Below are 22537 nucleotides of genomic sequence, written 5' to 3'. Positions count from 1 at the left end.
TGGAATATAAAATGATATTTATGGATTAAAATGTGCCAATATTTTTTGGATTGTCCCGAATATCAAAGGTTTTTTAAGATGTAACCTTTTCCATAAATCGCTTGGATAGAGAAATGGTAACCTTTGAGTTTTTCTCGAAGTGCAAGAATATGAGGGTCTATGAGTCGAGCAGAGACTTGTTGTTTTTCCCAAACATCTTCCAGAATTTTTTCACGAGCAACAGTTTGATTGAAATTTATGGCCAACAAGTAGAGCAATTTGAATTCAATTGAACTCAAGGCGATTAACTTATCACCAATAAATACTTTTTGGGCCAGTCCATCAATTTTCAATTCGCCGTGCTTAATAATAGTAGGTGTACTTGGATCTGGAGTTAAATTAGATAATTTAACTTCTTTGGATAGACGAGATAATGCCCTTTGGATTCTAGCAATCAGCTCAGTTGTATCAAAGGGTTTTGTAATATAGTCATCCGCTCCTAAATCAAAAAGTCTTGTTCTATCTGAGCTGATATTGAAAGCTGTAAGAATAATGATAGGGACGCGGTCAAAATCATGATCTTCTCTTAAGGCCTTACATACTTGAAAGCCATCCATGTCTGGCATTTTTAAGTCTAAAAGTATTAAGTCTGGTTTATCTTTGAAAGATTTCTTTAACCCCTCAATTCCATTGGCCGCTGTGGAAATTGTAAAATGAGGACTAAGGATTATTTCTAAACTTTCTCTAATTCCTTGCTCATCTTCTATGATTAGAATTTTATATTTACTCATACTTCCATACAGCACTGTTATTGTTTAATATTAATACAAAAATTAAAAAGATTCATTAGAAAATTAAATTTCTATCTTTCTTTTCAAGTCAATTCGAAATGTTGTGTGAGGAGCTGACTCTATAAGTGCAAGAGAGCCGTTGTGTTTTTCGATGATCCCTTTTGAGATACTTAGCCCTAGTCCGGTCCCTTTGTCAGTTTCTTTTGTCGTTATAAAAGGCTGCATAAGTTTACTTCTAATTGAGTGCGGGACTCCTGGACCGCTATCCGAAATAAAAATACTGACTTCGTTGTTGTTGATTTTTACTTCTAACTTAATCCATTTGGTTAAGCATTTTTCAACAGCATCTATTGAATTATTTAAAAGGTTAAGTATGACTTGTGAAATTTGAACCGAACTGCATTCAATAAATATATCTGAATCTATAAGGGGGTGAATTAAATTAATATCTTTTGAATTCATCTTCTCTTGGCAAAAAATCAATGTCTCATCAATAATTGATGCTAGAGAAACCGTAGAGTATGCTTCATTATTATTATCTTTTGAAAAATATAAGAGGCCTGTAATAATCTTTTCAATTCTATTGGTCGTTGAAATGATCGCATCAAGATTTTTTTCTATCAACTTCATATCAACATTGTTTTTTTTTATTTCATTAATAGTGATACTGGCCTTTAAATTGATAATACTGAGTGGATTGTTTATTTCATGGGCCATACCACTGGCCATTTCACCAAGAGCAATCATTTTTGAGCTTTGAATTAATTTTTGATAGATTTCATTTCTTTCTTTTTCAATTTTTTTAATTTGAGTAACGTCGTTTACCAAAACATAAAAACCGAGAACTTCATCATCTTCAATGTCGGGAATGTAAATTGCTTGAGTGAATCTTGTTTGACCATTTTTAGTAAGCTCTCTCTCAAAGTACTGCTCTTCGCCTCTTAGGACAGCTTCTATATATTTTCTGTTTTTTTGATAGATCTCTTCGCCAATAACTTCAGAAATGTGCTTGTCATATATTTCCTCTCCAGATCTTTGAAAAAAACCCTTGTAAGCAGCATTACTAAACTTGTTTTTTAAATTTTTATCCCAGTATCCAATCATTGATGGAAAATTATCCATGATCTTTTGAAACATTGAGTTTTTTTCTTCTAATTGTTTTAAATTCATGATGGTTCCAATGACGTGGATATGGGATTTTTTATTTAAAAATATAATCTATTTTTTAAAAATCTCAAATGTATTTACCGGCCTATCTTCATTTAAATAGTACCTGTGTCCACCAAGAACCCCAATCGTTCTATTGTCATACTTGAAAACCTGAGCAAACCCCTTGCTTTCTTTTAAGTAACGCCCAGTATGCCTCCATTCCTGCGAATCAAAATTGTATCCGTAGATGTGAGAGACATACTCATAGGCCATCTCACCAGTTTTAAACATTCCACCGAAAACAAAAAGCTCATTTCCAATTGTTTCAGCTGCTGGGGCAAATGTGGCAAACGGAAGCTCTGGAAGTTCTGTCGTGATTCCTGTTTTTGGATCAAGGAGAGTCACTTTCGAAATTAAATCAAAGTGACTTGCTCCTTGTCCAAGTCCTCCAACTAGAAGGATTTGTCCCTGGTACTCAATTCCTGTGAAAGCACGTCTTAGTGGACGAGGGATTTCAAAAGGAGCTGGAGAGATGGTTTCAGTCGTCAGGTCGAAGACATCGATTGATGAATGGAAGGTTCCATCGTAGTCGTTGTTGAATTTTGGAGTGCTATCCCAGCCACCGACAAGATAAACTTTATCACCGATAGTGACGGCAACATTTGATGAACGAGGTTTAGTCAATTGAGCCACCGTCGTCCATGTGTTGGTGCGAATGTCGTAGCGGTCAACAGTGCTAACTGATTTCCAGTTTGGTTTATGATTTTCAGAGTAAGTGAATCCTCCGAAAGCGTAGATGTAGTTTCCTTTTGCGGCCAATGTGTAACCGTGGGCCTTAATTGGTCTTGGAGCTAACTCTCTCCAGTTGTTGATTCTTTTGTCGTAAACGTTGAAGTTATCCGTGAAAGACTCTTTCGGGTAAGTGTGCTCCGGCCCTTGGTGACCTCCACACATATAAAGAAGACCATTGTGCATGATCGTTCCAAAAGATGATCGCATTGGTTCCATGAATGAAGCGCGAATGCCTTGAGTGAAATTTGTCTCACCTGAAAACTGAGGAGCGTAGTCATCAGTATTAGCGATTTCTGTTAAACGAATCCACTCATCGCCATTTAATTGGTAAAGCTGGTAGTTACCTGTTTTGCTTGAAGCAAAAATTAATTCACCAGTTGGCGTGTAAGTTGGGGCCATCTCATCAGTTGTTTCATCAAATGTTTTTTGAGTGACAGTTTTAGCTACGCGGTCGTATTCGAAAATATCCCACGAACCATTTTTCTTTGAAGTGTAGGCAATTTTTCTTTCATCAAAAGAAAGAGCTGGGGCCATTCCTTTATCGATGACAAGTTTTGTTTCTTCAAGACGGTCGTAAAGAACAACTTCTCTCGTTCCTGTGATGTTTCTTTGGTAAACAACAAAGTTTCCGTCGCTCGATGGTCTTGGGAAGTAAGCTTCGTCTTCTTTTACGAGGGCTTCTGCTTTGAAAGTTGTGATGTCACTATTGCTATTGAATTTCCCTGGTTCAAAGTAAAACACTTTGTTCTTAGGGAATGGAGCAGAGAAAAAAATGAACTGACCATTCTTAGAAAACTTAGGATGAAGAACCATCCCTTTAAGATCATCTGAATGCCACTTTCTTGTTTTTCCTGTTTCAAGATTTTTTGTCACTAGATAAAGATCTTGTGTTCCGTTGTCGAAGATTTTTCCTTCAACATAAACAACATTTTTTCCATCTGGAGTGATGTCAGGATAAAGATGAACCAAATCACCGTTTGTAATTTGAGTTGTGACACCATCATTTTTTTTATGCATGATATGTTTTTGATTGTCCCACTCGCGCATGAAAACCATGTCGGCAAACACTCTGCTTGATAAAAGCAGAATTGCTGTCATTGTTAAAAACTTCATTTTGAACCTCATTTAAGATATAAAATAGGGAAGCGATGCTGATCTTATGACAGAGTAGTTTGCTTAATCAAACTTTTTATGTTGGACAAAGTGTTAACCGAAGAATAGGCTAGTTTTATATGACGACAATCAACTTCACAAAATTCAATGCAACGGGAAATGATTTTGTGGTTATCGATAACCGCGACTTCACTTATAGAGCTGAAGACAGAAGTCTTTGGGCCAGACTGTGTTCACTAAAAACAGGAGTTGGTGCTGATGGTGTTCTTCTCCTTGAAACCAGCGATAAAGTTGATTTTAAAATGAGATATATCAACGCCGATGGCGGCGAAGTTGAAATGTGCGGTAACGGTGCACGCGCTATTACTGCTTTTGCTCATGAAGTGCTTGAAGAAAAAAAAGACACGTATAAATTCGAAACGATGAATGGAGTGTATGAGTGTGCGCTTGATCCGGTTTATGGTTACAGACTGAAGATGACTGAACTCTACGACATGGACAAAATTAACCTTCACGATTTAGATTCAAAACTAAAAGCTAAAAAATCTCTTTATATGAACACTGGTGTTCCGCACGCGGTGTTTGAAATCGAAAAGATTCTTGATTACCCTGTCTTTTCAAACGGAAAAGAGGTTCGTTATGATGCCCGCTTTCCAAAAGGCTCTAATGCTAATTTCTTTGAAGTGATCTCTCCAAAACACATCCGCATCAGAACTTATGAGCGCGGTGTAGAGAACGAAACCCTCTCATGTGGAACAGGTGCGACAGCAACAGCGCTGGCCGCAGCTCATTTCTATGGGTGGAGTGACGAAGTTGTGCTGGAAACTCTTGGTGGAAGATTGGCGGTAAAGTTTTCGAAGGATTTAAAAGACATCTATCTTTGTGGAAAAGTCGAAAAAATATTTACGGGAACAACCCTGTAGTTATTCCCGCAAATCATTAATTGATTATAGAGAAACTGAAGCAATCATTCTTAGACGAGTCTGAACTTTTCCATCGTATGCATTTTTAAACTTTTTAGTTTTTGAGTGGTAAACTGCATACCATTTAGAATCTTTTTTAGCGTGACGATTTTTTAGGATAGAAAGAATCTTACCCATTTTGTTAAGAGCATAAGACTCGTCTACCTTTAAAAGCTTCTTGTCTATTTTATCAAGTCCTAAACGCTCAAATTCAGCGTCCCAAACTTTAGTGTTGATCTGAGCAAGAGAAAGGTCTCCCGAAACAGATACAGCGGCATTGTTAAAGTTAGACTCAGTAGAAATAATGGCCACCATAATCTTTGGATCGATCGCATACTTCTTTGTTGTCTGGTAAAGAGCAAGCGCGATTTCTACTCTTTTCTTTGCATTCACTTTTGGCTCAACAACTTCAATCATCTTTGAAATTGTAGCGATGTTATAAGCTCTAATCTCTGCTTTAGTGAAAGACTTTGGCATAACATTCGTTGAAATCAGAGAAAGGATAAGTGCAAGAATAAGTGTTTTTGTTGTTTTCATTTTAAGCCCCCGCTTGCCTTCTAAAGTGCACGGTTTGGGCCAAAAATGATGGTCTAAACCCTTGAAAAATGAGAGAAAAATTGCCTAAAAAGTAGTCTGTGTTGAACCTTTTGACAGGGTCTAAAATAATTACCTGTGCTTATGAATGGGGCAGGTTTCCGGGATAGAATTTCGACAAACTGTTTAAATCTCGGAGTCATTATGAAAAACAATGTCTTAGCTCTTAGTATGGTTTTCTCGACACTTATTTTACCTGTTGCTGCACACGCAGGGTTGATCAATTCAAAAATTGATCATAAAGGGATTTTGGCCATTCCGGGCAAGGATTCTGTCGTCCTTTCTCAACACGCAGGACGTACCATCTCATTGAATAAGGGTTATATGGAAATTAGGACGGAGAAGGTACCTCTGGGATTTTCACTACTTGATCCACAACTGGTTTTAAAGCAAAACGGGCAAACCCTAACTATTGATGTTCCAACAGATAACTACCATAACGATGAGACTTTCACGCTCTTAGCGAAAGACTCAGGTCTAAACTATGATTTGTACTTACGTAAAACACTAACTCAAGGAAAGGCCGTAGAAAAAACAGAAACACAAATCTGTACATACCAGGAGATGGGGTACAAGTGCGGTGTTGATGTGAATGGTGCTTATAACTGTGTGATGGGTCTGATGGATAAGACAGGAACTCAACAGGCCCGCAATACATATGCAGACGTGACAACAACATACAAACTAACATTGGGAAAAAATAAAGTTCTTCAGGCTGAGTTTTCTTCTTCAAGTGTGCAGGCTTCCCAATCATCTTCAGAGGCGCTGACTCGCTGTAAATAGTTCAGATGGCCCTTTCTTTACTGAGACCAACAATGATAGAAGCTCCTCATTCTAACCAATGAGGAGTTTTTATGAAAACATTAATCGCTGTTCTTGCACTGACTGCATCTGTTTCTACATTCGCACGCTCACCAATCAGAACTTGGGAAGGGACATCACGCGCTTGGAACGCTAGCGGAAATACTGCTGGTTTATTAATTCAGGGCGAAGCTGCACAAGTTGTATTCGAAAAATTATCTGCTACTACACAAACATCAAAAAGAGAAGGGAGCTTAGAGACAACTGTAAGAGTTGGAAGAGATCTTAAGTGTACAAGAGTGTCAGCATTTATTCTTAACTACTCTTGTGAGTTAAAGATTGATGAAACTGGTGCTGTTGGAAACTAATTCATCTTTTAAAAAGTTTAAATAAAAAAGCCTCCGAAATGGAGGCTTTTTTATTTTCTAGAATTCGTTAAAGTAAGAGACTTTGTCAAGACCTTCATCGTTGATGATAAGGTGCTCGATCCCGGAAGGCTTATACTTCTGTCTCATCTCCTGAAGCTTTGATGGCTCAACCGGACAAAGCGCTTGGTTGTTGCTGTCGAAGAAGCCTCTTTTCTTAATGGATGCCTTAAACTTTCCTACGGCCTTTGTGCCGGCGAATTTACTGCAATTGATACTTTCATCCATTGAAGCGTCGATATAGTTTTTAAAATCGATTGGGTTCTTCTCATTAATTTGCCATTTAGAAGCTGAACAAGTCACATAAGGGCCCAGGTTATGTTCGCTTCCTAAGATATCATCATTCTTTTGCAGGACGTGGTTCCAGAATCTCATTCCATTGAAGTTAGCTGAAAGGTCTCCATATGAGAAAACGCCTGTGGCAAACACGTTTCCACCCAAAATCGTTTTTTCCAGAGCGATTCCGTAACTTAGAACGTCTTTAATATCTTTTCCTTTTTGGTAGTACTTAGTGAAGTAAGTAAATCCCATTCCAAACATATGCTCAAATTTATCTACACCGACAACTTCATCGCCGATTTTAATTAGTGGACTTAGGGCCAGAGGACTCGTGGCGGCCTTTTTTCTTCCCAGGAGAAAACCATCAGCTTTTTCCCAGTTTTCATAAACAGATTGTTTGATAGGGAGGTTGTTGATTGCGACAGCATTTCGGTAAAGAATGTCTTTAACCAGTTCACCTTTACTGTGATTGGCGAAGTATTTTCTTAATTCCTTATAAAGGGTTTCCTCATTACATCCACCGGCCTTGTTTAAATCAACGATGGCCTTCTTCAAGTAGTTGTTGGCCAGGACATTGACCTCTTCTGCGGCATCAGCAAGATTTAGAGTGCGCGCTGTGAAGTTGTCGGCCTCAGCGGCAAACAGGTTGAACGAAAGACTTAAAAGACTCAGGGATAGGATTGATTTTTTCATAGTGCAAGGATTCTACCAGATGCAGGGCGCTCTTATAGAATCCTTGTAATTTTTTCAGAATTTGTTGCTTATGGGCACTTGTAAGCGATACCTTTGCAGTTCGTGATCGTCGAAATAGCTGTTTTTGTCTCTTTGCACTCTTTGACGAAGATAGCATTAGCGCCTTTTCCTTCAGCATATTTCTTCATGTTTGCGACCGCAGTGTCTTTTCCAAGGTTCATTAGGTTATCTTCCCCGCGAACAGTTGTGACAACTGTGCAAGAACCGGCCGGTGCATCGGCTTCAAGGACTCTCACAGTCTCGGCCTCTGCCATCATGTTGACGTTGGTATTTTTTTGAAGTTCAGCACAAGAAGCAAGCAGGGCAATAAGAAAAAGATACTTCATATAACTCCTAATAAAAGAAATTGAATCCAACCATGTACTGCTTTCTTTTATCAGTAAAGCTAGCTTCGATGCTGGTATCAACGTGTTTAGAATGGTGGAACTGACCAGTAACTTCGGTCATGTAGTTTTCTTTTTTATTAAAAAGAGCATAGGCCTTTTTATACCTGGCAAAACTTGAAAACCAATCAGAGACTCTTAAGATTACACCGGTATAGATACCAGCATTGATTTCAAAATTTTTATTATAAGCAGTCGCGTACATAAAATCAGAGCTAGCGAAGATAAAAGGAATTAAGCGGTCATTGAAAAAAGACCACGATGGACCTGAGGCCACAGAACCTTTAAAGACGCGGCACTCGCCACAAAGATTCATTCTATCTTTTGAGTAATCGATGATCCCGTAGATGCTCACCGGATAAAAATAACTTCCCCAAGGATTAAATGAAGCCACTTCGACTGCTGTGAATGAATCGACTTTTATCGCCTTTTTTGAAGCTTCTAAGTCTACTTTAAAAAAATTGATTGACGATAACTTTGGTGAACCAAGAGTTGGATCAGTGAAATCGTGAAGTGCAAATCGATGAGAGACTTTAAATGTCAGGTCATTCGAGTGCTCAGTTTTTACCGCCATGAGCTTTAGCTTTCTCGATGGATGAGAAAGATGTGGTTCTTCATCTTTTGGAGCAGGGATTTGAAGATCAGCTCCCTTTTCCGGATTCTGACTTCTGATGGCCAGGAGTTTTTGTTTCCATTCGTACTTAGGTCCTTTCTCAAAAAGAACTTCTTTCGAATATTTGTAGTCGATAAACTCAATGATTACATCCAGGATTTTTGCCGCTGAAGCTGTTGAGACATCTTTGCTTTGGACTAGATTCCAGTCATCGTGGTCGACAACTTGCTTGAAAACTCTTTTTTCTTCTGTTGAAAGTTGACCGTAAGCTTCCTGGAACATTCTTCTTTTACTTGGGCGGAAAGTGATGTGATTCACAAGTCCCGGAACATTATAAAGGGCCTTGATGGTTTCGGCCGGGATAATGTATTTGGGAAGACTATCGAGAAGTTTCCATGAAGGCTCAACTCCATCAAGCAGTGCCATGATTTTCTGTGAGCAGTTTCCAGTAAAAAAGTAGTAGTAATACCAGGTTCCACCTAGCTCCCATAAATGATCGAGCAATTTTTCTTTTTGGGCTTCAGTGAAGTTGAGTTCATAAGACCAAAGGTCTCTGGATTCAAAATCATTGTACTCGCGGATTTTGTAGAAATAAGGAATAGAAGAGAAAGTTCCCTGAAAACCACCGAAGATCCCGTAAACGGTATAGACTAGTGGATTGCTTGAAGTGTTGGAAGCGCCATAGTTGATTCCAACATCGAGAAGCTCTGATCTCTTATCACTTGCAAGAGATTCATTTTTAGAAAATCTCAAGAAGGTGTGACCAAAGGCCGAAGCAGGGGATTCAAGATAGTAAGATGAAAAAACCAGGTGAACGGTTTTTGGGTAATGGTCGGCCAGGTATTGCTGATATTTTTCACAGCTCTTTAAAATAGATTCATCAACATTAAGGTTCTGGCTTCTATTTAAATATTTAAATCTCGCCGGGAAACGGCAGATGTATTCTTTATCTTTAGTATTAATTTTAAGAACGTTTTCCGCCAATTCATGAAGCGGATTATTTTTTCCATCTTTAGCAACAAAGAAGGCCGGATCATCGACATCGCTGGAGATGCCTAGAAGACCACTGTTGTAGTGAAGCAGGTTTTTCCAAACAGGAGAATAGTATTGGTCTTGAGCATAGCTTACTGAAACAAAGAGAAAGAAGAAAAGAGCGGAGCGCAGGGTAGAAGTCATGTTTTGTCTGCAGTAGAGGAGAGGAGGCAAAGCCTCCTCCCTTATTTAAGAGAAAATTAAAGTAACTTGTTTGATTTTGCGATAGCGATGATCTTTGAGTTGATCGTCTTAGCATCACCAGTTTTGAAGATTTCAGAGTACTGAGCTTTAAGAGCTGCAGCAAACTCAGTCTTGTTAGATACGTTCATGATTGTAGCTAGAGAATCAACAGTTTCACCTTGTCCACGAGCGATATCGTTTCCTAGAGAAGCTTTGTTAGCTTCAATGAATTGCTCAGAAGATTTTCCAGCAGATCCACAGTTAGATGTACCTGAAGTGATACCAAAAGTTTGTGAACCAGAAGTTCCGTTTGTAGTAGCAGCGAAAACTTGCATGAAACCTGGCTTGTCACCTAGAACAATTGATCCAAGACCACATCCAGCTGAACCGTAACCAGCAGCAAAAGCGTTAACAGATACTAGAGAGATAGCGATAACTAAAAGCTTCTTCATGAGAAATCCTCCATAAGAATAATAAAGCTAAAGTATAAGTTACTTTTTGATTACAGTAAAATTAAATTTTATTTACGCGAAGAAAAATCTTCTGAAGTACTTGAGCGGATTGCTCGTCTTTATTGTTAATAAATTTATGAAGCAGGTATTTGTATTCTAATCCATAAGGAGAGTTAATATTTTCGTCACACTCATAACCCCACTGCGGACGTTTGGTGCATTTCATGTGTTCGAAGTTTTGTGATTCCAGGTGACGAGCTTCGTGGAGTAGGGCCGTGAATTGTTCCAGTGTCGGCATCTGGAAAAAATTTTGATTAATAAAGATTTTACCGTCGTTCATTTTATCTGAACAAGCGACCTGGCCGCTAGCGCAGTTATCTTTTTGATAATCAATAAAGTGAATAAACGAGAGCGTTTTTAAGAGTTCATTTTTAAAGTCGCTTTCAGCGATAGTCTTTATATAAAGTAGTTCGCTCTTTAAACTGGATTCAACTTTATCTGCGACTTCCGCATTAATAGAAATAACCATACCATCTTGCTTAAAAGTTGCAACTGGTCCTACAGGGGGTGAAGAACAGCCCGCAAAAAGCAAAACACTAAAAAGGTGAATGAGTTTTTTCATTTTTATACTAATTTAGTCCGTTAAAATTATTTTTATCTTAATGATAAATTCAAGCAACGGACAGCTTTTTTTATGTAGAATCTACTCCATATGGGTGAGCTATTCCTAAATGCATACATGAACCTTTATCAGTTCGTGGCAAAGAGGCGTCTTCAAAAGAAAGATCTGGCGCCGAGGTATATACACAGCTATCTGGTGTGTGTTTTAGCAACAGGGATATTGATGTGGGGCTATGCTCTTTTGGCCTACAAAACAATCCTGCATCCTCTTCCAGGGATCGTGGGAATCACTGCAAGCATTGTTCATCTACTTTCACCATTGTTGTTTCGTCTTAATAATCGCCTTGAATTTAACACCAACATTTTCCTGGCCGCCGGGATGATTCACCAGGCGACTTTTGGTTTTTTCTGCGGTGGTTTTCATAGCAACATCATTATCTGGTTTGGTATTCTTCCATTGATTGCCGGAGTCGTGACGGGTAAAAGAGGGATCATCACCTGGCTGACTATCAGCACGCTAGTGGTTTTAGGTTTCGCAGTTTTAGAAATGAGAGAATATCCATTTCCTTATTTAATCACACCTAATGGGCTCCTTATCTCTCAGGCCCTTGTTACATTCGGTTGGATTTTTGTCGCCGCTATTATAGTTTGGGTTTTTCTTCTTCTGGTCGAAATGCACCAAAAAGAAATTGAAGACAAAAAAGAAGGAATTCAGAATCTTATTTGTGTTATCACTCACGACATTTCAACTCCACTAACGGTTATTATCGGGAGAAGCAATCTTTTAAACAAAGAGCCACTGCCTGAGACAGCTTTGACGTCAGTGAGAAAAATTTCAAAGGCCTCTTATAACATTTCTGACATCGTTAACAACGTGAGAAACCTGTACGCAACAGAGCTTGGAAAAAACGGGATAGAAATCCAGAATGTAGAAATTTTTGAACTTCTGGGTCAGTTGAAAGAAAACTTTTCAGAGAAAATGGAGGCCAAGCATATCTCTCTTAGAGTGATCAGTGATATGAAGGCGTGTCCAATCCGTGCCAACGGAGATCTATTATTACATCAAATTCTTGGAAACCTGCTTTCTAATGCGATCAAGTTTTCTCCAGCTGAAAGTGAAATTTCAATTAAAGTCGAAAAAAAGGAAACAAATGCTGTGATCTATATAAAGGATTCTGGAATCGGTATCCCAAAGGATCTTCTTCCCAAACTTTTCGACATGAGAAGTAAGACGACGAGAAAAGGAACATCGGGCGAAGAGGGCACAGGTTTTGGTCTGCCGATTGTTAAGACATATGTAGAAAAACTTGATGGGAAAATCGCAGTCGTCTCTCAGAGTGCAGAAGATATGGCCCCGACAACCGGAACTACTTTTATCTTAGAGTTTGAATGCGCTTCTTAATTTTTTTAAAAAACCTTTAATCTTCTTAATGCGTTTATAAAGGTAGCGCGCAATCCTATCCATCAGAGTGTTTTTAGCAGTGACCACGACGGTATCGAATTCATAATCCGTCACCCTTAAGTATTTATGAACAACGGCAATGTTGCGGCCTTGATACATCTTTGGTCCGCCAATTGCTTCACACAAGTATTGCGCTTGGAGATTAGATAGGCGTTCGATGTCGACACCAATGAAGTGGTAACTGATCTCAATGTGATCAAATAATTCTAAGTAAAGCTCATAGATGATCTTATGAAAGAAATCATAGCCACCGTACTTATCGTAGATAGTCATTTGAGTCATCATCTGCCCTTAAGGATAAAGTGATCAGCTTTTAGTCTAGAGTAATTTTGAATGAGCTGCAATTGAAGCAAGAAAGGTGAGAGAAAAATTAACCACCAGACTAGGTCTGGTGGTTAAATTGGTGGGTCAACCGGGACTTGAACCCAGGACCACCCGGTTATGAGCCGGGAGCTCTAACCAACTGAGCTATTGACCCCAATATGTTGTCAACAAAGTATGCACCAAAACGCCTGATCTGTACACAATTCGATTGAACCCTTAGGCATCATCCTTTAAGATTTTAGAATGAAAATTTTATTAGTCTTAAGCCTAATGGCGCTCACAACGGTTGCGGAAGCAAAAATCGGTTTAAAAGTGAGCCTTATTTATAAAAAGGGAATCGGAAAAGGGTTCTTCTTGTCTACAGAGCAACATTCAATCCAATCCGTGGATGAAAAAGAGCACGTTTTAATTCAGATGAAAAACGGAATTAAAGCGGATATCTCTGCTTTTTATGTTCAAAGTGTTCATGAGTACGGGCCTTCAGGGTTTGTGCGCATTAAGGGCGATCTTTACAACATCAATGGAAAAATCGTTAAGACTTTTAACGAGCCTAACCTGGACATCTATTTAGGTGAAACGAAGACTATCACTCACGTTGAGCGCAACGAAGAGCAGATTGAAATCGTCATCACTCCAGTTTCACTATGACCAAAGACCGCGTTGATAAAGTTCTCGTTGAAGCAAAGCTGACCTCAACCAGGTCGCAGGCGTTGCTTTTAATAGAGGAAGGCGTGGTGTTTTATCAAGGGAAAAAAGTCGAAAAGGCATCTCAACAAGTGACCGCAGAGGGGTTGGAAGTGAGAAAAGACGTTCAATATGTTTCTCGTGGAGCTCATAAGATTGAAGGAGCACTTGCGCGTTTTCAAATTAATCCGGAAGGATTGGTCGTTGCGGACGTGGGGGCAAGCACTGGTGGTTTTACTGATTATGTTCTTCATCAGGGAGCTAAAAAAGTTTACTGCATTGATGTCGGTCACGATCAATTGGCCCAGTCTCTTCGCTCAGACCCGCGTGTGGAAAATCATGAAGGGGTCAATATCCGTTATCCATTCGAGTTGGGTGAGAAGGTTGACCTTGCTGTCGTAGATCTTTCTTTTATTTCATTAAAATTAGTTCTTAAAAATATTTTCGATCTGGTGAAGCCACAAGGCGCGATCATTGCGCTGGTGAAGCCGCAGTTTGAAGTTGGTCCAACGGGTGTTGACCAGAATGGAATCGTAAAAAGCGAAGGCCATCGCCTGGTGATGATGCACGAAATGAAAGAGTGGTGTAAGGTCCAGGGGTTTTTCCTGGTCGATCAATGTGATTCACCTATTCTGGGAAAGACCGGCAACAAAGAATACTTCTTCTATTTTGATAAAGGGCGCTCTAAATGAAAAACCTCTGCATCTTTTGTGGTTCGGCATCGGGCCAGGGTTCTAAATATCTCGAGCTAGGTCGTGCGATCGGCGAGCTTTTAGTAAAAAACAACGTAGGTTTAGTTTACGGTGGTGCTTCGATCGGACTGATGGGGGCGATTGCCGACAGCGTGTTAAAAAATAAAGGAAGAGTGATCGGCGTAATTCCTCAGGCCTTAGTTGATTACGAGGTGGCCCACAGTGGACTGACTCAACTTCACGTTGTGGATAACATGCATCAAAGAAAACAACTGATGTATGACAACGCAGATGCTTTTTTAAGCTTGCCGGGTGGAATGGGAACTCTTGATGAGATGTTTGAGGTTTTGACTTGGACTCAATTAAAATACCATCAGAAGCCGAGCTATATTTTAAACTTTGAAGGTTTTTATGACTCACTGCTGTCTTATCTAAGACACTCTAATGCAGAAGGGTTTATTAAGGGAGAACATTTAAATCTCCTGCATGAATTAAAAACTGTAAGTGATGTAGAAAAAATTATTTTGCAAGGCATATAAAATTGCCAAGTTTTTAATAATGCCCTATAATTCGAGTCTTAAACGTATATTTTTTTTCTCAAGGTCTAAGGCGGGAGAGTCATGACAAGATTGATGGTTTTTTTAAGTGTATTAACAGCGTTCGTACTTGGTCTTGTGCTGTTCTCATACAAATCTCTTCCAGTTTCAAATGCTAAATTTGATCTTCATAAAACAGAAGAAGCTTACGAAAAAAGAACTGAGCTTATTCATGAGCTAACGGCTCCAAAAGAAAAAGTTGCTGAAGTTGAAGTTGAAGTAAAGGAATACGCTCCAGTTGTAGACCTGAACACTCCAGAGCTAGTTCAAGGTCATAAACTTTATAATCAGTGTATTTCTTGTCACGGTAAAGGTGGAGAAGGGAAAGCTTCTCAAAAAGCTCCTTTCATCGGTGGACAGTTCGACTGGTATATCGAAAAACAACTTACAGACATGAAAGCTGGTGTTCGTTCAAACCCAGTTATGAACCCAATCCTAAAAGGTCTATCTCCACAAGATATGAAAGACCTTGCTGCTTACGTTTCACGTCTTCCGTGGAAAAAGCTAGTTGAAGGCGCAGCTCCTGCAGCAGCACCGGCAGCTAACTAGGATCATGCCTCTTTATTCCTTTAAAGGAATTAACCCACAATTAGGAAAGGGAGTGTTTATCGCTCCCAGTGCCGATGTCATCGGGAAAGTCATTCTCGCTGAAAATGTCAATATCTGGTATCAGTGTGTCGCTCGTGGCGACGTTAACACCATCACAGTCGGAAAAAACACCAATGTTCAAGACTTAACTATGCTTCACGTGACCAAGGATTTCGCGCTCACTATTGGTGAGAATGTGAGTATCGGTCACAGCGTGACTCTTCATGGCTGCAAGATTGAAGATAGTTGTTTGATCGGTATGGGGGCCGTGATTATGGATGGTGCCCACATCGGAGCAAATTCCGTGGTGGCAGGTGGAAGTGTCGTTCCTCCGGGAAAGAAATATCCACCAAAGAGCATGATTATGGGAAGCCCGGCAAAGGCCGTTCGCGAGCTCACTCAGGAAGAAATCGTTCAATACGGCAATCATTACAAAGCCTATGTCCTTTATAAAGACGAATACCTGGATCCTTCACAGGTAAAATTGCTTTAGTGTAAAAAATACTTCTTTCCCCCCTCGGGCCCAGATTTCGTTATATGATGGCCCTCTATGAAAAGAGCAAAAACAATTGTCGGAGTCTTGGTCTTAGTGGCGTCCTTTGGACTCAAGGCCCAGACATTTTGTTCAATGACATTTAATTCACCCGACGAGAAAATAAGCTTCAATAAAAACTTATCCCCATTGGGATATAAACATGTTGAACTTGTTCCTCAGAATAAAGACCCAGAGTGGTTTTCCAAGGCGTGTAAGACAGTAAGCTCATGTGATATTCTTGTGGTCTCTGGACATTTCGGAGGGCTTTTTTTTGGAGAACAAAGCTCATCTACGATTTCTCTCGAGGAGCTCACTCGTGCCCGTGAATTAGGGACATGCCCATCAATCTTAGATAAACCAAAAGCTGTCTACTTGATGGGGTGTAATACTCTTTCATCAAAGTCTCCTGATCACAGAAGTGTTAATGATTATTTAAGAGTTCTGGTCGGTGACGGTTTTCCACTCAGCTTGGCAGAGGAAGTGGCTGCGGCCCGCTATTTAAGTTTCGGTCAAAGTATGGCCGAATCAATGTCGTCTATTTTTAATAAGTCTCAAATGGTCGTAGGTTTTGAGAGCACTGGCCCTCTTGGGGCTCAGGCCGCTCCGAGATTAGAGCGTGCTTTTAAAGAAAGTTCAATGGCCGAAAAGAAAACAACAGGGCTTGGGAAAAATGCACTTTTATCTGCCTTCAAGGGAACTAACCTTAGGGTTGTGAAGCCAGAAGTTCGCAAAAGTGACGAGCTAAAAAAAGCGGCCCTTTCCGTCACTGATTCGGCCTTGTCTCTCAATGCCTGGAGGCAAATATTAAAGGCAGGAAGTATTTCAGAAAATTATGACTTTCTTATCAAAAACCAGAATCATCCTGTTCTTGTGGCCCTGGCCCGCGATGAGGATGAAATCGCCCGCAATCTTTACGAGAAAATGCTTTCAATCTATCAGTCTTCAAAAGGATTAAGTGAAATTCAAGTGAAGGTTTTAGGTTTTATGAAACTGCATAACTTGATAGATATTTATACTTATGAAGATTCCTTATTAAGTGTTGTGAGTTCAATTCTCTCTAAAGAAATTGATTACATTAGCGCTGATCAGTTATGCACGATTGCTAAGAAAAATAAAGAGACAGGACTTTTAACAAAATTAAGTGGCAATCAAAAAAAGTTACTTCTCTCTTCGAGCTATGGGCCCTATCTACGAAAATGTGCAGGAGAGGTTGTTCTAAAGCAGACTCCTTCCAAGGCCTATTTATGTCTGTTGAATAGAGAAAACCACGATTGGGGATGTTTGACTTCTAATCCAAGAGAGCTGGATATTGAAGCTTGCACGTTGGCAAAAAGCCGCAATGCTGACCCGGAAAATGCTGACGATATGATGTGGTACTGTTACTCGCAGATGAATGATAATCGATACCTCACACGCGCTGGCTGCCTTGAGCTCACGCACCAATTCAACCTTCTGGGGAATCAAATTAAAATGAATTGGAACTGTCTCAACAGGGTGTCTAAATAATAGACACCCTGAATGATCTTTAATCAGGCACTTCGCCTAAATCTCTAATAAGTCATGATTGGGCCCGGCATAGAGTTTGCTCTCATTAGATTGAATCCTTACGTCCAATGATTGAGGTTTATATGGTGAACATAGTCCTTTCATTCGTTATAGCTTTTCTGGCAGCAGTTATGCCTTGGTCTGCTTTTGCAGCACAGACGGAAATTGATTTTGCCAGAGTTGATCAGCTCATTAAGCGATACAACACTCAGGCCGAGCGCCCTAAATCGTGTCCAATGGAATCAAAAAAATTCTCGGATTTGATTGCAAAAACAGAAGCGATTAAAGACGTTTTAAAAGGAAATTGTCTTAAAAAAGATGCTGATAAAATGACTGAAGTTATTGAGTCAATCAAAGGAATTCAGGACGAATTAAAAAACCAGAATATTGTCAGTAACAGTTCTCAGACAACTGAGGTCTTAGGCAGCCTTCTTGGAGATGGGAACACAACCCAAAGCACGAATGCTATTAGTGGACTTAAATTTTCAACACTCTTTTCTAGCATCACAACCATGTTTAGAAAGAATCAATGTAACTTGGAAGATGGTCGCGTCCTGGAAATGACTGCTGATTTTATCTACGATTCAACACAGCTTGGAGTCCTTGCCGGAAACCAGCTTGGGCTTGTTGTTGCTGGTGGAGGGTTTCTTCTTTCCTCTGCTCTTCGCTTAATTGATTTAATTTTTAAGCAACGTTTTGATTTTGAAAAATCAACTGACCGCCAGACGTTTGTTAAGCTTAACTGCTCATTCTACGAGATTAGAAGAGAGCTTGACATGCAAGGGGCACTGGATATTGAAAACAATACCAGCAAGGAAGACTACCGTGATACGAAGGCCCTGATGGAGTCGATTACAGCAGAACTTAAAAGCATGGAAGACCAGAAGGTCAGTGTCTCAAAATCTTATTCTGAGATGGACCGCAAGGCCTTTGAAGAAAGCGTAGGTGATTTAAAAGAATTTAAAAAGACTTTAGAGAAGGTTAAAAAATACTTACAGCCAGAAATTAATCAGGTAGGAGAAATCCCGACAGACACTCAGAAGCTTTTGATCATGTCACAGCTTGCCCAAGATTATGATTTATTAGTAGCGCAGACAAAATATTATAAATCACTCAATATCAGCTCGATTCCGATGCTTGATGATCTATTCCTTCTGGAGCTAAAAAAATTCGATCCTATTGATGTTGAAAACTTTATGAATACATTGGATGTTTCAGCTAGGGATTTCAATGATAAAAACCGTGCGAATATCCTCTTCCATATTATTAGAATTGGAAAAGATATCAAAACGAAAGAAGACTCAATGTCTGAGAAGAACCAAAAAGCAAAAATAGAATTGGCCTCTTCGCTTGATAAGAAAAAAGAAGAATACCTGGTAAAGCTGGTTGAGTTAAAGAAAGTAGAGACACGTTTAGGCAATGTTGTTGCGCCTAAAGAGTACTCTGGCCTGGATGATGGATCAGATAACCTGCTGACTATTCTTGATAACCATAAAAAAATCTCAGCTCAATTGTATGGAGAGTGGGGAGATAAATTCTTAAAGTATACGACATACAAGAGTTACGATGAAGTTAAAGAATTCAACGAGAGATTGGATTTATTTAATGCTAAATACACCAGCATTATTAAAAATAATAAGGAGGATAACCTGGCCTCAAATTATTTATGCCAGGATGCTCAGAAGTTAAGAATTCTTTTTAAGCATGCTGACAGCATTGTTCAGGAAGGTTTTGATTTCGTTGTGACTAATAGAGATATTATCTATTCTGACGTCAAGAACTACTATAATGGTTCAATGAATGAATATAAAAACGAAGCAACTTTTCTCGGCTCAATTGAAAAGGTTCAACGTCACTACAAGTCAGCCATCTTTGCGCTTAAGAAAATGAAAGGTGATGAAGTTTCTAAAGAAGATACTGAGCGCTACCTGAATATGCCATGGCTTGGGTCTTATTATATTGGACGATCAATGCTGGAAGTTTCAGCTACTAAAGTTAAAGCGCGCAACATTCAAGACATCTATGAAAGAATGGGATGCCAAAAGAGTTTTTCTGACGAATTAGTAAATTAATTTTTAGATAAATGGGCCTTGGCAGTCTCCTCACCTTGGGTGATGAGATTGCCAACCTTAACTGCAACTTCTTCAAACGCTTCACGACTGACGTCTTCGCCGATAAACACCGGCTCACCAATCACTACGACAATTTTTGTAAAGGGTTTTGGAATACGGAACTGATCCCAGCTCTTTTTAAAGTACCAGTATTTTTCAGCATAAGGAGAAAGGGGGAGAAGTGCGCATTGAGCGAGACGGGCAATCTCTATAACTCCAGGCTTTACTACATGGGCAGGGCCTTTTGGCCCATCGACGGTAAGCGCTCCGGGAACTCCGCGCTTCACAGTTTTAACAATTTCAATTAAGGCCCTTTTTCCTCCGCGCGTAGAGCTTCCACGGGCAGGGATATGGCCAAATTTCTCACAAGTGACAGCGACTAGTTCTCCATCCTTTGATTCAGAAATAACCATCGTGAACTGTTCACCAATATGAGAGAAGATAGCACCAATTAAATTCTGGTGCCAAAGAGCGTAGACAAAAGTTTTGTTGGGGTGAAAATCTTTAGCACGTTTTTTATTTTCCAGTCCGATAAACTCATAACGGTAAGTCAGGTTGAGAATGCGGATAAGATAATAAATAATTTGTGCGAGGATTTTTACTTTCATAAGGTCCTGAACCAACCGGTCAAAGAGTAGCGCTCACTTTCTGTGGGCAGGACTTCATGATAAATTTGATTGCTTAAAAAGCAAACAAAACTTCCCGGGCGGGGTTTGATTTTGGCTTCGATCGCTTCAGGGTCTTCTTTGTTGTAGATCACCAGTTCACCACCGGCCACTGGTTCATTGAGATAAAAAATAGCGCTGACGATGCGTTTTTGACTGCCTTTGTGTTGATCAAGATGTTTTTTGTAAAAGCCTGAAGTTTTATAATGGGCAAAGTGGCATTCGAATTCGCGAAGCCCTAAATAAAGCTCTCTGTTAATGTCATCCATTAGTATGCGCATTTCTTCGAGATATTTTTTTTGAAGATGGCTGGCAGTTCCTTCATCAATCCAGAAAATAGAGTCATTTCTGATGGTCAGGGCCTCTTGTTTAAGATTTCCAGTGCCTACATGGGCGGTTTTCCACTCCAGAGTTTTACATTCTTCCAATAACTCTAAGCAGAATTCCTGGGGAAGGAAAGCTTCGGCGTGAAACCAACCCTTCTCGATAAGAGAGGATATGAGCATTTCTTTTTTCATATAGTGAAACCTAGCTTATAATTTGATGGTTTTCAATGATATTTGGCAGCTAATAGGTACGATTTAAGGAGTAGTTTTTGGAATCGCAGTTATCGTGGTGGATTAGTTTTCACGTTTTTGTTTTTGCCATGTTGGCACTGGACTTAGGGGTCTTTCATAAAAAAGATCACGTTGTTTCTGTAAAAGAATCGCTTATCTGGACAGGTGTGTGGATAACACTGGCCCTCATCTTTAATTATGGTGTTTATCACTATATCGGTGAAAGAGAAGCGTATGAGTTTTTAACCGCCTATGTCTTAGAAAAGAGTTTAAGTGTCGACAATATTTTTGTCATGACTTTGATCTTTACATATTTCAAGGTTGAGCAGCAATACCAACACCGCGTTCTTTTCTGGGGGATTTTAGGTGCCCTGGTGATGAGAATTATTTTTATCGCAGGTGGTGTGGCCTTAATCAGCAAATTCCATTTTATCCTCTATATTTTTGGGGCCTTCTTAATCTATACCGGAGCAAAAATGCTTTTCTCAGGTGGGGATGACGACATCAATCCGGAAGAAGGATTTATCTATAAGTTTTCGAAAAAATATTTCAAGATGACAGATAAGTTTCACGCCCAGAAATTCTTTGTCATGGAAAATGGCGTGCGCCACATGACACCGTTATTTTTGGTTCTTCTGATTATTGAATCAACCGACGTCATTTTTGCGGTAGACTCGATCCCGGCAACTTTATCGGTAACGAAAAGTGCCTTTATTGCTTACACGTCAAACATCTTTGCTATTTTAGGATTGAGATCGTTGTATTTCGCTTTTGCCGGCGTAGTGAAGCTCTTCAGGTTCCTGTCTTACGCTCTTTCAATCGTCCTGATCTTTATCGGGGTGAAAATGTTAATTGAATTTAAGTACAAAATCCCAACGTCTTATTCATTGGGATTTGTTTTAGGTTTAATTGCGCTCTCAATTGTTTTCTCTCTGTTAATCCCAGAGAAAGAAAACGACGAATCTAAATAGACTTCATTAATTTGGAAGCGATTGGGTTATCAATAGTTCTCTTTGAACTGATAATCCAATACTCTTCCTTGATATTTGGTAGTGTCCCAATCTTATAAAGTGTATTGTTTCTCACCTGATCAAGGGCCGCGATATCCGGCAGGGCCGCCAGACCTGCTCCTTGAGCAGCAAAAATCTTCATCAATGCTGTATCCTGTGTCTCAAGCTCGCTTAAGATTTTAATTTTCTTTGAATCAAAGAAATAATCCAGGTCGTGGCGCAGTTTTGAGTGGTGGGTAGGCAGGATCATCGGCTGGTTGTTAAGCGACTTGGGAAAGTTAGCCTTGCAGCTTAAGAACTGTTTTGATCCATAGATAGAAACAGGGGCCTTAACAAAAGATTTACTGTTCATGTTTTTATCTTTTGAAATGTCACCCGAATAATTTGAGATAAAACAATCGATATTGCGCGAGAGAAGTTCTTGAGTCAGTTCCTCTTGGTCTCCTTCGACAATACTGACAAAACAGTCGCCGTAGCTTCTGGCCTTCTGAGCGATCTCCCAAACAATCTGCTTAGGCACACTATCTAAAGCTCCAAGTCTAAAAGGCGTTTTATTAGAGTATGATTTATCTGCGATAACTTGCAGTAGTTCCTGTCCCAGTTGTCCGATTTCATTAGCGTACTTCAGAACAACTTTTCCAGCATCAGTCAGAATGAGTTTTCTATTTTTTCTTTCGAAAAGTTCGATTTCCAATTGGTCTTCGAGTTGTTTTAACTGAGCACTGAGAGCGGGTTGACCGATTAAGAGTTTTTCAGAAGCTTTAGAGATACTTCCTTCGTTGGCGATCTCGCGGAAGTAGATTAAATGGTGATAGTTGAGCCATTTCATTAATAATCTCCTAGTTA

Annotated in this window: 24 protein-coding genes, 1 tRNA gene and 1 pseudogene; 12 read left to right on the top strand and 14 right to left on the bottom strand. The window is 39.6% G+C overall.

All coding sequences use genetic code 11. The features are described 5' to 3' along the window. Window positions 1–62: 62 nt before the first annotated feature. From ACN20O_RS06210 to ACN20O_RS06200, 3 genes are all read right to left on the bottom strand, one after another. Complete coding sequence (locus tag ACN20O_RS06210) at window positions 63–770, bottom strand: response regulator transcription factor (RefSeq protein WP_491638234.1); 708 nt, start codon at window positions 768–770, stop codon at window positions 63–65. A gap of 63 nt (window positions 771–833) precedes the next feature. After that, window positions 834–1940, bottom strand: coding sequence for a PAS domain-containing sensor histidine kinase (locus ACN20O_RS06205; RefSeq protein ID WP_491638232.1), 1107 nt, complete (start codon window positions 1938–1940; stop codon window positions 834–836). 48 nt (window positions 1941–1988) lie between these two features. Beyond that, window positions 1989–3824: a Kelch repeat-containing protein gene (locus tag ACN20O_RS06200; protein WP_491638230.1), complete on the bottom strand. Its 1836-nt coding sequence runs from the start codon at window positions 3822–3824 to the stop codon at window positions 1989–1991. A gap of 119 nt (window positions 3825–3943) precedes the next feature. Between ACN20O_RS06200 and dapF the strand changes: the two genes are divergently transcribed. Next, window positions 3944–4747, top strand: coding sequence for a diaminopimelate epimerase (gene dapF / locus ACN20O_RS06195; protein WP_491638228.1), 804 nt, complete (start codon window positions 3944–3946; stop codon window positions 4745–4747). A 24-nt stretch (window positions 4748–4771) separates the two neighbouring features. Here the strand turns inward: dapF and ACN20O_RS06190 are convergent, their stop codons facing one another. After that, complete coding sequence (locus tag ACN20O_RS06190) at window positions 4772–5323, bottom strand: transglycosylase SLT domain-containing protein (protein WP_491638226.1); 552 nt, start codon at window positions 5321–5323, stop codon at window positions 4772–4774. A 201-nt stretch (window positions 5324–5524) separates the two neighbouring features. Here ACN20O_RS06190 and ACN20O_RS06185 point away from each other — a divergent pair, with 201 nt between their 5' ends. Further along, the gene (locus ACN20O_RS06185; protein ID WP_491638224.1) at window positions 5525–6163 is read left to right on the top strand and encodes a hypothetical protein; all 639 of its coding nucleotides are present in this window, start codon (window positions 5525–5527) and stop codon (window positions 6161–6163) included. Between the two features lie 71 nt (window positions 6164–6234). Continuing rightward, entirely contained in the window at window positions 6235–6549 is a 315-nt protein-coding gene (locus ACN20O_RS06180; protein WP_491638222.1) for a hypothetical protein, read from the top strand. Window positions 6550–6606: 57 nt separating this feature from the next. On the opposite strand, the gene ACN20O_RS06175 is transcribed toward ACN20O_RS06180, so the two are convergent. The 5 genes from ACN20O_RS06175 to ACN20O_RS06155 form a co-directional block, all read right to left on the bottom strand. After that, complete coding sequence (locus tag ACN20O_RS06175) at window positions 6607–7578, bottom strand: hypothetical protein (protein ID WP_491638220.1); 972 nt, start codon at window positions 7576–7578, stop codon at window positions 6607–6609. A 68-nt stretch (window positions 7579–7646) separates the two neighbouring features. Further along, window positions 7647–7964: a hypothetical protein gene (locus tag ACN20O_RS06170; protein ID WP_491638218.1), complete on the bottom strand. Its 318-nt coding sequence runs from the start codon at window positions 7962–7964 to the stop codon at window positions 7647–7649. A gap of 7 nt (window positions 7965–7971) precedes the next feature. Further along, a complete protein-coding gene (locus tag ACN20O_RS06165) occupies window positions 7972–9840 on the bottom strand; it encodes an Lnb N-terminal periplasmic domain-containing protein (protein ID WP_491638216.1) in 1869 nt (622 codons plus the stop codon). A gap of 26 nt (window positions 9841–9866) precedes the next feature. After that, a complete protein-coding gene (locus ACN20O_RS06160; protein WP_491638214.1) occupies window positions 9867–10301 on the bottom strand; it encodes a DUF3015 family protein in 435 nt (144 codons plus the stop codon). Between the two features lie 61 nt (window positions 10302–10362). After that, on the bottom strand, window positions 10363–10923 hold the full coding sequence (locus ACN20O_RS06155; protein ID WP_491638212.1) for a hypothetical protein: 561 nt from the start codon (window positions 10921–10923) through the stop codon (window positions 10363–10365). Window positions 10924–11013: 90 nt separating this feature from the next. On the opposite strand from ACN20O_RS06155, the gene ACN20O_RS06150 reads away from it, so the two are divergent. Beyond that, the gene (locus ACN20O_RS06150; RefSeq protein ID WP_491638210.1) at window positions 11014–12324 is read left to right on the top strand and encodes a sensor histidine kinase; all 1311 of its coding nucleotides are present in this window, start codon (window positions 11014–11016) and stop codon (window positions 12322–12324) included. Here ACN20O_RS06150 and ACN20O_RS06145 read toward each other — a convergent pair. Both ACN20O_RS06145 and ACN20O_RS06140 read right to left on the bottom strand, forming a co-directional pair. Further along, window positions 12301–12669 carry a group I truncated hemoglobin gene (locus ACN20O_RS06145; RefSeq protein WP_491638208.1) on the bottom strand — a complete coding sequence of 123 codons (369 nt, stop codon included), beginning with the start codon at window positions 12667–12669 and terminating at the stop codon, window positions 12301–12303. The genes ACN20O_RS06150 and ACN20O_RS06145 overlap by 24 nt on opposite strands. Window positions 12670–12785: 116 nt before the next feature. Beyond that, window positions 12786–12862: transfer RNA gene (locus ACN20O_RS06140), tRNA-Ile, on the bottom strand. A gap of 89 nt (window positions 12863–12951) precedes the next feature. On the opposite strand from ACN20O_RS06140, the gene ACN20O_RS06135 reads away from it, so the two are divergent. The 7 genes from ACN20O_RS06135 to ACN20O_RS06105 all read left to right on the top strand — a co-directional run bounded on the left by ACN20O_RS06135 (window position 12952) and on the right by ACN20O_RS06105 (window position 19420). Next, window positions 12952–13356 carry a hypothetical protein gene (locus ACN20O_RS06135; protein ID WP_491638206.1) on the top strand — a complete coding sequence of 135 codons (405 nt, stop codon included), beginning with the start codon at window positions 12952–12954 and terminating at the stop codon, window positions 13354–13356. Then, window positions 13353–14084, top strand: a complete 732-nt coding sequence (locus ACN20O_RS06130) for a TlyA family RNA methyltransferase (protein ID WP_491638204.1) — start codon at window positions 13353–13355, stop codon at window positions 14082–14084. Before ACN20O_RS06135 ends, ACN20O_RS06130 begins: the two co-directional genes overlap by 4 nt. After that, window positions 14081–14623 carry an LOG family protein gene (locus ACN20O_RS06125; RefSeq protein WP_491638202.1) on the top strand — a complete coding sequence of 181 codons (543 nt, stop codon included), beginning with the start codon at window positions 14081–14083 and terminating at the stop codon, window positions 14621–14623. The genes ACN20O_RS06130 and ACN20O_RS06125 overlap by 4 nt, the downstream gene beginning before the upstream one ends. Window positions 14624–14704: 81 nt before the next feature. Continuing rightward, window positions 14705–15229, top strand: a complete 525-nt coding sequence (locus ACN20O_RS06120; protein WP_491638200.1) for a c-type cytochrome — start codon at window positions 14705–14707, stop codon at window positions 15227–15229. Window positions 15230–15233: 4 nt separating this feature from the next. Next, window positions 15234–15761, top strand: coding sequence for a gamma carbonic anhydrase family protein (locus ACN20O_RS06115; RefSeq protein WP_491638198.1), 528 nt, complete (start codon window positions 15234–15236; stop codon window positions 15759–15761). Window positions 15762–15818: 57 nt separating this feature from the next. After that, window positions 15819–17309 carry a hypothetical protein gene (locus ACN20O_RS06110; RefSeq protein ID WP_491638196.1) on the top strand — a complete coding sequence of 497 codons (1491 nt, stop codon included), beginning with the start codon at window positions 15819–15821 and terminating at the stop codon, window positions 17307–17309. A 122-nt stretch (window positions 17310–17431) separates the two neighbouring features. Continuing rightward, window positions 17432–19420, top strand: coding sequence for a hypothetical protein (locus ACN20O_RS06105; protein ID WP_491638194.1), 1989 nt, complete (start codon window positions 17432–17434; stop codon window positions 19418–19420). Here ACN20O_RS06105 and ACN20O_RS06100 read toward each other — a convergent pair. Next, complete coding sequence (locus tag ACN20O_RS06100) at window positions 19417–20067, bottom strand: lysophospholipid acyltransferase family protein (protein WP_491638192.1); 651 nt, start codon at window positions 20065–20067, stop codon at window positions 19417–19419. The genes ACN20O_RS06105 and ACN20O_RS06100 overlap by 4 nt on opposite strands. Then, entirely contained in the window at window positions 20064–20642 is a 579-nt protein-coding gene (locus tag ACN20O_RS06095; protein WP_491638190.1) for a 2OG-Fe(II) oxygenase, read from the bottom strand. The genes ACN20O_RS06100 and ACN20O_RS06095 overlap by 4 nt, the downstream gene beginning before the upstream one ends. A gap of 128 nt (window positions 20643–20770) precedes the next feature. On the opposite strand from ACN20O_RS06095, the pseudogene ACN20O_RS06090 reads away from it, so the two are divergent. Continuing rightward, a pseudogene (locus ACN20O_RS06090) lies at window positions 20771–21649 on the top strand (TerC family protein); the annotation flags it as partial. Here ACN20O_RS06090 and ACN20O_RS06085 read toward each other — a convergent pair. Next, window positions 21645–22520: a LysR family transcriptional regulator gene (locus tag ACN20O_RS06085; protein WP_491638188.1), complete on the bottom strand. Its 876-nt coding sequence runs from the start codon at window positions 22518–22520 to the stop codon at window positions 21645–21647. The pseudogene ACN20O_RS06090 and the gene ACN20O_RS06085 overlap by 5 nt on opposite strands. Between the last annotated feature and the right edge of the window lie 17 nt (window positions 22521–22537).

Source organism: Bacteriovorax sp. As-1 (assembly GCF_058446905.1).
The sequence above is the reverse complement of the archived record's forward strand: the minus strand, read 5'-3'. Positions and strand labels throughout refer to the sequence as shown.